The organism is Paractinoplanes toevensis, assembly GCF_018332695.1.
Classification (GTDB): domain Bacteria; phylum Actinomycetota; class Actinomycetes; order Mycobacteriales; family Micromonosporaceae; genus Actinoplanes; species Actinoplanes toevensis.
The window spans coordinates 21,357-27,754 of sequence record NZ_BOQN01000122.1 but is presented as its reverse complement, the minus strand read 5'-3'; the positions used below and the strand labels follow the sequence as shown (position 1 = coordinate 27,754).

At 70.4% G+C, this 6,398-nt stretch carries 6 protein-coding genes; 4 read left to right on the top strand and 2 right to left on the bottom strand.

Translation table 11 applies throughout. The features are described from left to right. Window positions 1-529: 529 nt before the first annotated feature. Entirely contained in the window at window positions 530-1,783 is a 1,254-nt protein-coding gene (locus tag Ato02nite_RS41995) for an ROK family protein (RefSeq protein ID WP_246608035.1), read from the bottom strand. Between the two features lie 56 nt (window positions 1,784-1,839). On the opposite strand from Ato02nite_RS41995, the gene Ato02nite_RS41990 reads away from it, so the two are divergent. From Ato02nite_RS41990 to Ato02nite_RS41975, 4 genes are all read left to right on the top strand, one after another. Continuing rightward, entirely contained in the window at window positions 1,840-2,715 is an 876-nt protein-coding gene (locus Ato02nite_RS41990; protein WP_213012293.1) for a class I SAM-dependent methyltransferase, read from the top strand. 63 nt (window positions 2,716-2,778) lie between these two features. After that, window positions 2,779-5,298: a sensor histidine kinase gene (locus tag Ato02nite_RS41985; RefSeq protein ID WP_213012292.1), complete on the top strand. Its 2,520-nt coding sequence runs from the start codon at window positions 2,779-2,781 to the stop codon at window positions 5,296-5,298. A gap of 5 nt (window positions 5,299-5,303) precedes the next feature. Beyond that, the gene (locus Ato02nite_RS41980) at window positions 5,304-5,672 is read left to right on the top strand and encodes a response regulator transcription factor (RefSeq protein WP_213012291.1); all 369 of its coding nucleotides are present in this window, start codon (window positions 5,304-5,306) and stop codon (window positions 5,670-5,672) included. 54 nt (window positions 5,673-5,726) lie between these two features. Beyond that, window positions 5,727-5,936, top strand: a complete 210-nt coding sequence (locus tag Ato02nite_RS41975; protein WP_213012290.1) for a hypothetical protein — start codon at window positions 5,727-5,729, stop codon at window positions 5,934-5,936. A gap of 51 nt (window positions 5,937-5,987) precedes the next feature. Here Ato02nite_RS41975 and Ato02nite_RS41970 read toward each other — a convergent pair whose 3' ends face one another. Next, the gene (locus Ato02nite_RS41970; RefSeq protein WP_213012289.1) at window positions 5,988-6,395 is read right to left on the bottom strand and encodes a MarR family winged helix-turn-helix transcriptional regulator; all 408 of its coding nucleotides are present in this window, start codon (window positions 6,393-6,395) and stop codon (window positions 5,988-5,990) included. Between the last annotated feature and the right edge of the window lie 3 nt (window positions 6,396-6,398).

The following is a 6,398-nucleotide window of genomic DNA, read 5'->3' as shown; positions in this document are numbered from 1 at the left end:
CGCGAGGAGATCCCCCAAGCCGAACCAGGCACATGTGCGAGTTTCGCCTGGCAGCACTACCGGTCCCCCACCCAAGCAGCCCCCGCCCGGCCCACCGCGCCCACCGCCCGGCCCACCGCGCCACCGCCTCGCGCACAGCGGCCTTCGCCTCGGTCGCGGGCTGCGGCCGGTCTCGCTCTCGCCTCACCGGCCGCCGGCCGGGCCGCGCCGTGGCTCAGTGGCCGCCGCGCAGTCGATCTTGTGATGTTCCTGTTCGGAGCGAGCTGGAACTTCACACTCTTCCGAAGTTGACCTTGGAAACATCCGTAGTAACCGGCTTTTCGGGCGGCTGTTCCTGTCTGATGAGACGGCTGTCCAAGATGGTGGGAGCACTGATTCGGGTGCCGAAGGCTGGGCGGGGCTTCGGTCGGTGCTTGGCCGGGGCGGCCGGTAGGTCGCGACGGCCCGGTGTTGCAGGGAGGGTGCCGCTGCGGCGGGGCGGGGGTATTGCGGTTGGCTGCCCCGTGCCCGTACCTCTTGGGTTGATTTTTCAGCGGCGGGAGCGCTCCGGTGGGCGGCGCGGGCGTGGGGGCATCGCCATCATGGGTTCTTCCGGCTCGGGGAGGCCGCCCTCGGCCAGGAGTTGCGCTATCGGCAGGGTGGCGGCGCCCATCGCTACCGCGTCTATGCCCAGCGCGCACAGGTCGATGCTGGTTTGGGCGTAGGGGCGGCGCAGCGCGTGTCTGGCGGCGGCGTCTCGGATTTCGTTGAGATAACGCTCTCCGAATATTGAGCCTGCTATGCCGCCCAGGACTATTCGCTCGGGGCTGAAGAGGTTGATCAGGTCGGCTATGCCGGCGCCCAGGTAGCCTGCGGTCTCGGTGAAGACCTCTGCCGCGGGTGCGGGGATCGGGTCGGTGGCCAGCAGGCGCGGTAGCAGGTCGGGGGTCAGCGGCTCGCCGGTTGCGGCGGCCAGGCGGCGGGCTATGCCGTCGGCGCCTACGTAGGCCTCCAGGCAACCCCGCGCGCCGCAGCGGCAGATCTCGCCGTTGTAGATCAGGGTGGTGTGGCCCCACTCGCCGGCGTTGCTGTTGGCGCCTCGGTAACCTCGGCCGTCCATGACCACGGCGGCGCCCACGCCCGTACCGATCATGATGATTACCGCGTGCCGGGCGCCTCGGCCGGCGCCGAACCACATCTCGGCCTGGCCGAAGGTCTTGGCGCCGTTCTCCACGAAGATGGGCACGTCGGTCGCGGCTCGCAGCATCGCGCCCAGCGGCACCGCGTCCCAGCCGGTTGACTGGGCGTCGACGACGCCGTCCTGGTCGACCACGCCGGGCACGCCCACGCCGAAGCCGAGCACCTGGCCCGGCTCGATGCCGGCCTCGGCGATCACCGCGCTGAGGCCGGTGATCAGCAGGCCGGCCACCTGTTCGGGATCGTCGTCGTGTTCGAACTCGGCGACCGCCAGGCGGGTCATGGCCAGGTCGTAGAGCTCCACCAGGATGCGGGTCTCGGCCACGTCGGCGCCGACTATGTAGCGGAAGCCGGGGCGCACGCGCAGCAGCACCCGCGGGCGGCCGCCGTCCGAGCCGACCAGGCCGGCCTCCTCGACCAGGCCCTCCTCCAGCATCTCGCCGATCAGGTTGCTGACGCTGGCCTGGCTGAGCGCGGTCGTCCCGGCCAGCTGCTGCCGGGATTGCAGTCCGCCCTGGAAGAGATCGGTGAGCAGACTCGACCGGTTGGCCCGGCGCACGTCACGCACCGTCGTACGCCTGCTCTCCAAACCGGCACCCCTCTTCATGGTCTTGCCGAGAAACTGTACGGCGCTCGTGGCCTGGTGGCGTCTATGGTGCCCTCGTGACCGACTATCTCGACGTCAATCGGGCCAACTGGGATGAGCGCGCACCGGCCCACGCCGCCTCTCCCGGTTATGCCGTGTCGCACTTCGTGGCGGACCCGTCGTTCCTGAGCGAGGTCGTGCGATTCGACCTCCCGCTACTGGGCCCCCTAACCGATCAGCGCGGAATCCATCTGCAATGTCACATCGGCACCGACACGGTGTCGCTGGCGCGCCTCGGTGCCCGGATGACCGGGCTGGATTTCTCCGGCAACTCGCTGGCGGAGGCCCGCCGGATCGCCTCGCTGGCCGGGGCCGATGTCCGCTTCGTGCAGTCGGACGTCTACGCGGCGGAGGCGGCTGTCGGCACCGGCTTCGACTTCGTCTACACCGGGGTCGGTGCGCTGATCTGGCTGCCCGACGTCGCGCGCTGGGCTCGGGTGGTGGCGTCGCTGCTGCGGCCCGGGGGGCGGCTGTTCATTCGCGAGGGTCACCCGATGCTGTGGACGCTGGACGATGAGGCTCCCGGTTCCGATCTGATTGTGAAATATCCGTATTTCGAGCGGGAGGAGCCGCTGATCCTCAGCTCGGACGGCACCTACGTCGAGACCGACGCCTCGTTCAGTCACACCACCACCCACGAGTGGAACCACGGACTGGGCGAGATCGTCAGCGCGGTCCTGGACGCCGGCCTCACCCTGACCGGCCTGGTGGAACATCAGTCTGTCCCGTGGCTGGCCCTGCCGGGCCGGATGCACCAGATCCCCGGCGGCGAGTGGCAACTGACCGACAATCCCGACCGGCTCCCGCACAGCTACACCCTGCAGGCGGTCAAGCAAGTGCCGAGTTCGGCGAATCAGGTCGCGCGACCGGGAAACCGAGGATCATCGGACTGACGAATGCCCGCCCCAGACCCTGGCGCGCCCGTGATGGCCGCAGCTGGGATGGTGGGGATCGGCATGCCGTACGTGGATATGACGGTGTTGGAAAACCCGCAGCGGCTGGCCGCCGCGCGACGGGCCCGACGGTTACTGCCGGGGCTGGTGGTGCCGTTGGATGCGATCGCCCGGCTGGCGGCCCGGGCGACCAATTCGCCGATGGCGATCGTGGCCGTGATGGACGTGCACGAGGAGCACTTCGTCGGCTCGTTCGGCCTGCCGGCCGTCCTGAGCACCGGCGCTCCGATGCCGGTGGCGTACTCGGTGTGCAAGTACATCGTGAGTGCTGATCATCCGGTGACGTCCGATGACATGAGCACCGATCCCGACCTGCGCGGTCACGCTCTGGCGGTGGAGTTCGGCGCGCGGGCGTTCGCCGGGGTTCCGCTGCGGGACACCGCCGACCATACCGTCGGCTCGCTGCTGGTCGTGGACGTCGTTCCCCGGGCCTGGACGGACGCGGACCTCGAATTGCTGGTGGAGATTTCCACGCTGCTGGCCGGGTTGCCGGACGCCGAGGAGCATCCCGGCAGCGACCCGGGCGTGCTGGCCGGGCTGGACGCGGCCGCGGTCCTCGACGGTGTGCAGGAGGCGTTCGTCGCGGTCGACGCGATCGGCGCGGTGCGTGGCTGGAATCCCGCGGCGCAGGCACTGTTCGGCTGGTCCGGCGCCGAGGTCCAGGGGCGGCAGCTCGACGAACTGTTGCTGACCGAGGCCGTCGGGCAGCGCTTCCGCGACGGCCTGCCGGGGCTGATCTCCTCGACCGGGCCGCAGAACGGCTGGATCGGGCAGGTGCCGATCCGCCACCGCGACGGTCACGAGCTGCCGGTCCGGGCGGTCGTGTCGACGATACGGGGGCGCTCCGGGCCGTTCGTTTGTGTGTTCCTCGCCGACCTGAGCGGTCAGTCGGACGCCGAACGCGACGCCGGCCACCAGCGCGGTTTCCTCGCCGCCCTGCTGGACAGTCTCGACGCACCGGTCGCCGCGATGGACGTCGACGGCCGTCTGCAGGTGGCGAACCGGGCCATGCGCCGGATGCACGGCCTGCCCGACGAGGCGACGATCGCCGATCTCCTGAGGGCTGCCCCCGCCCACCTGCGCCGGGCCGACGGCTCCGCGCTGCCCACCCGGCAGACTCCGCTGGTGCGCGCGCTGGGCGGTGAGGTGGTGGCCGATCAGGAGATCCTGGTGGCCGTGCCCGGCCGGCCGGTGCGGACCGAACTGGCCAACGCGCAACCGATCGTCGCCCCCGACGGCGCACTGGCCGGGGCGGTGGTCACCTGCGTCGACATCACCGGCCAGCGCCGGGTCGAACGGTTCCGCGAGTGCCAGTTGGCGGTGGCCACCGCCGTGGCCCGCAGCGGCAGCGTCGATGACTCGGCTGCCGATGTCACCCGGGAGGTGGCGGAGGCGTTGCGCTGGCCGCACGTCGAGCTGTGGCTGCTCGACGACCTGACCGACACCATGCGCCCGGCCGGCCACCACAGCATGCTGGGCGACGACTTCGCCGGCTTCCTCGCCCGGCCGATCCAGAAGGGCCTCGGAGTCAGCGGCGCCGCCTGGGCCGCCGCGGAGCCGCTGTGGGTCTCGGACGTGGCCGACAGCGCCTACGTCTGCAACCACGCGACGGATCCCTGGGTGCGCATGTGTGTCCGGGCCGGCCTGCACAGCATGGTGGCCGCGCCGATCCCGTCGGGTGGGCAGGTGCGCGGACTGCTGGTCTGCTTCGCGGCCGGGGCGGAACACGATCAGACGTCGCTGACCGCCCTGCTCACCGCGATCGGCGACCAGCTCGGACAGTTCATCGCCCAGAAGCGCAGCGCCCAGCTCGTCCAGGAGGTGGCTCGGGGCAAGGACGACTTCCTGTCCCTGGTCGGGCACGAGATACGTACCCCGCTGACGGTGATCTCGTCCTATGTCGACATGCTCCTCGCCGAGACCGAAGCCGACCACGCCGCTCCCGGGGACGCCCACGCGGCGTACGAGGCGATCGCACGCGGCACCACCGCCCTCCGCGGCATCGTCGACGACCTGCTCGACCTCACCGCCCTGGAGTCCGGGCATCTGCAGGTCAGCCTCCGTCCCGCCGATCTCGCCTACCTCGCCCGCCGTTCCCTTCAGCGGATCAGGGACTCGGCCGACGCCAACGGCGTCACCGTGACCGCCGACCTCCCCGAGGTGCTGGTCACCACCGGCGACCCGCAACGCCTGCGGCAGGTGCTGGACAACCTGCTGTCCAATGCCGTCAAGTACAGCCCCGACGGAGGGCACATCATGCTTGCGCTGGCCGACGACGAGCAGGGGGTTACCATCACCGTCAGCGACACCGGGATCGGCATCCCGCCGGAGGATCGGCCCCAGTTGTTCCAGCGCTTCTACCGCGCCTCCAACGCCCGGCACACCGCCATCCCCGGCACCGGACTCGGCCTGTGCATCGTGCGCGCCATCGTGGAGGCCCACCACGGCACGATCACCCTCGATGACACTCCGCGGGCGGGGACCACGATCACCGTCCGGCTCCCGCCGCGGGGCGAGGGCTGAGCGTCATGCCCGTCGTTCTGCTGGGCGAATCAAGTCCCGACCTCCTGATCGCATTCACGATCGTCTTCCGGCGTTCCGGCGACACGGTCCACGCGGCCGCCGACGGCGCCGGGGTGTTACGCCTCGCCGGCCGCGTGGCGCCGGACGTGATCGTGCTCAACCTGCCGGAGGACGACGGACCGGCCACCTGCCGGGCGCTGCGGGCCGCCCCGGCAACCGCCGGCACCCCGATCCTGTTGCTGTCCGCCGCGCTCTTCCCCGATGCCGATGACGCCCGCCGGTCCGGCGCCGACGACTACATGACCAAACCGCTCCGCAATGCCGACCTGGTACGGCACGTCCATGCCCTCACCAACACCGGGGAGCCCGTTTAAAGATCGAAGCGAGTGGGGTATCCCCGGTCATCCCCATTACCGAGGAGACCCCCGATGCGCACAGGTTCGATCGGCGCCGTGATTCTGATCATTTGGCTGCTTCTGGGCAGCGTGGCCGCTTACGAGCGCGGTTACTTCAAGGACGACGGTGACACCAGCTGTGCCGAGGCGGGCACGGTGATGGTGACCATCGTGGCCGGTCCACTCAACTGGCTGGGCGTCAACCCGAAGATCAAGTGCGACGTGCCCGCCCCGAGCAAGTAAGAGCCGGGCGGCGGCGCAGGACCCACCACCTTCGCCGCCGCCCTCCCCCCATCACCGCACCAGCTTCTGCAGCAACCGGTCGAAGGTCTCCAGCTCGGCCGGGCTCAAGGCCGCGAACGACTCGGTCACCACCCCCTCCAGCACCTGCTGCGCCTCGGCGCGCAGGATTTCCCCGCGCTCGGTGAGCTGATGGCGCACCGCCCGCCCGGGCCCGGCGATCCGCTCGATGAACCCGCGCTCGACCATCCGGTTGGCGAGCGTGCCGAACCCCTGGTCGCTCTGGAAGGTCAGCTGCGCCAGGTCGTGCAGCGAGGCGCCGGGATTTTCCGCGATGTGCCGCAGCGCGTCCCACTGCACCAGCGAGATGCCGAGGCCGGCGAGGGCGGCGTCGCTCGCCCGGTGATGGCGATGTTGCAGCCGCTTGACGGCGAGACCGATCTCCGTGATGGGCCGGGTCATGTC